The sequence below is a fragment of the Acetobacterium sp. genome, assembly GCF_036508315.1.
Lineage (GTDB): Bacteria > Bacillota > Clostridia > Eubacteriales > Eubacteriaceae > Acetobacterium.
The window spans coordinates 1-3233 of record NZ_DATCHP010000067.1; the positions used below are offsets into that span (position 1 = coordinate 1).

General features: G+C 36.5%; 1 protein-coding gene and 1 pseudogene. One reads left to right on the forward strand and one right to left on the reverse strand.

Annotated elements, in window-relative coordinates:
* Nucleotides 1-2930, forward strand: a 2930-nt coding sequence (locus tag VIK44_RS08650) for a Tn3 family transposase (RefSeq protein WP_331553474.1), incomplete at its 5' end; no start/stop codon positions are given.
* A gap of 162 nt (nucleotides 2931-3092) precedes the next feature.
* Here the strand turns inward: VIK44_RS08650 and VIK44_RS08655 are convergent.
* A pseudogene (locus VIK44_RS08655) lies at nucleotides 3093-3233 on the reverse strand (IS21 family transposase); the annotation flags it as partial.

A 3233-nucleotide genomic window follows, 5' to 3' on the forward strand; every position in this document is an offset into this window, starting at 1 on the left:
ATCTGGGTTATTTTAAAGCAAAGAAGATGTTTTTTACTATCAATCATAAAGAGGCAGAAGAAGACATCAAGTACATCCTTCAGACCTTTTTTCCTCAAGCTGATGATTTCCAAAACTTGAAGATTTCCAATCCAACTAGGTTGACCCAACAGGCACAAATACTCCACTTACTTGATTACCGTGATTGTACCGTTGAAATAAGAAAAATCCTTGAAGAGAAAGCCCTTAATCTTGTAAGTATCCATACTAAACCGGTTTATGTCTTTAAAGAACTACTGCATTATTTGGAAAAACACAGAATTGTTGTTCCCGTTTATAGCTTTATGCAGGACATTGTCGGGCAAGCCATTACTGCTGAAAGGGAACGTCTTGAATCGGCAGTTATAAAAAATATCTCAATGAAAGACCAACAAAATATGAACAATCTTCTATGTGCTGACGAGTACCTGCATGCGCTTACACTTTTAAAAAAGGAGCCTAAGGATTTCAGTCATAAGGAAATTGTTCAGGAAGTCAGCAGACGGGAATCCCTAACAGATGTCTACGAGTTTGCACGGAAACTTATTCCAATGCTTGGAATTTCAAACGAGAACATAAAATACTACGCTTCTCTTGTTGATTACTATACGGTCTATAAGCTCAAAAGAATGAGACGTGAAACCACATATGTATATCTAATCTGTTTTATATTCAATCGATTTCAGAAAATTAACGACAATCTGGTGAATACTTTCATTTACTACGTTAATAAATACACTGATGAAGCAGAACGTAAAGCTCGAGAGAAAGTTTATGAATACAAGATTGAAGGAAATAAGCATCTGAAAGATGTCGGGAAAATTTTAGGATTGTTTGTTGACGAAACTATACCTGAAGATATTGAGTTTCAGAAAGTAAAGGAAATCGCGTTTGCTATTCTAGAAAAAGAAAAGTTTTCTTTTCTGTCCAGTTTCATTTCAAACGCAAGCGTTGATGATACCGAATATGAGTGGGACCATTACATAAACCTAGCAAGGAAATTCAAAATCAACTTAAGGTACCTCTTTTTGAATATCGATTTTAAGAGCCAAAAACCCAATGATCCTCTCCTAAAAGCTGTTATTTTCCTCAAGAAAGCATTTCGAGAGGGTAAAAGTCTAACTCAGTTTAAGACTAATGCTTTTCCGCACGAATTTATTCCAACAAAGCTCAAACGCTATCTTTATGATACCCATCAGACGAAAGTTGGAAAAAAGTCTATGATGATAAAGGAACTGAATGTCACTAAATATGAGTTTTTGATATATCGTCTCTTGAAGTTCAAACTCGAATCAGGCGATGTATTTGTAAAAGAAAGTGTACGGTTTAGGAGCTTTGAAGAAGATCTTATTGATAATGAAAAATGGAATGATAAGGATAACATCATAAAAAATCTTGATCTCCCCTATTTACACAAATCGATCGACGACATTCTCATTGCCTTCGAGGAAGCTGTTGAAAATTCACTGAATACCGTTAACAATAGGATTAAAGAGAAAAAGAATCAGGATGTTAAGATCACCGGAAAAGGGGATAAGATCAAATGGAGCATTCCTTATAAAAAAATTGAAGAGTCGGCAAACAATCCGATCTATGAACAATTTCTCCCAATAGGGATTGTGGAGTTAATTAATTTTGTTGATGAACAATGTGGATTTATTCCGTCGTTTACCCATCTTCTTGATAAGTACTCAAAAAGCGAGGCAGATAACCAGAGAATAGTTGCCTGTATTGTTGCATGCGGGACGAATATCGGTCTTTTCAAAATGGCTGAGAGTTCAGATATAAGCTATCAGGAACTGGTTGGCACTACAAACAACTTTATACGGCTCGAAACCCTCAAGGATGCCAATGATAAAATCAGTAATGTTATGGCCAAACTTCCTATTTTCAAGTATTACAATATTGCTGAAGAAATTATCCATTCAAGCAGTGATGGTCAGAAATATGAGACACAATTCGATACGATTAATTCGAGGTATTCTCCGAAATACTTTGGCTTAAATAAAGGTATCTCTGCATGTACGCTTGTGGCTAACCATGTCCCGATCAATGCAAAGATTATCGGTGCCAATGAGCATGAGAGTCACTACGTTTTTGACTTACTCTTTAACAATACCTCTGATATCAAATCCAAAATCCATTCAACAGATTCATACGGAACGAATGAAGTGAATTTCGCGATTTTGCATATATTTGGATACATGTTCGCACCGCGATACAAGAATCTATCTAGCAGGGCCAAGTCGATTTATAGCTTCAGCAGCCAAAGTGAATACCAAAACTGCCTTTTGAAGCCAATTCGAAAAATAAATACCAGGCTTATTAAAGAAGAATGGGAGAATATTCAAAAGATCATAGTTTCGCTTGCTTTAAAATCAACAACGCAAAGCACCATTATTGGAAAATTAAGTTCTTATGAAAGAAAAAACAGAACAAAAAAAGCTCTATGGGAGTTCGATAATATCATTAAGACTCTCTATATTCTCAATTATGTAGACTCCCCATACTTGAGGCAAAATGTTCAAAAGGCAATAAACCGAGGAGAGTCACACCACAAACTCAAAAAAGCAATATTTTACGCTAACTTTGGCAAATTCCGGGTCAAGACCGAGCTAGAGCAACAGATATGGAGCGAGTGTACAAGGCTGATTGCCAATAGCATCATTTTTTATAACGCTTTTATCCTTTCCAAATTGCTCGAACATATGGAAGCAATAGAAAGCCATGAAAAGGCGAGCATTATTAAGAAACTATCTCCGGTAGCATGGAGGCATATCAATCTTTACGGAAAGTATGAGTTTCATAGCAGAGATCGCTCATTCAATGTTTCAGAGATTGTGAGTTCTTTGTTAGAAAAGGTTCGATTTCAGCTAAAAGATGACGAAATCAATGATCATCGGATACAATAACGACATTTTTATAAAATTCATTGCTTATTTTACTTTTTCGGGCGTTGGGCAAGAATACCCAAAATCCTGATTTTTTGCGGTTGAAAACAAGGGGTACAGAGTCGATTCAAATTTTGGTACCATCTACTTTGCACCTGGTGACAGCTTCGCTGGTACTAGGCCAAATAGGCGAGCGGCGGTATAGGGACCTTCTTTAATTTTTACTTCTATGTAGGGTTTGTATGGATCAAGTTTACTCGGTCTTGGCGGACGTTTTTGTGGTTCTGGGGAGGTTTTCTTGTTAATATATTTCCTCACAGTTTC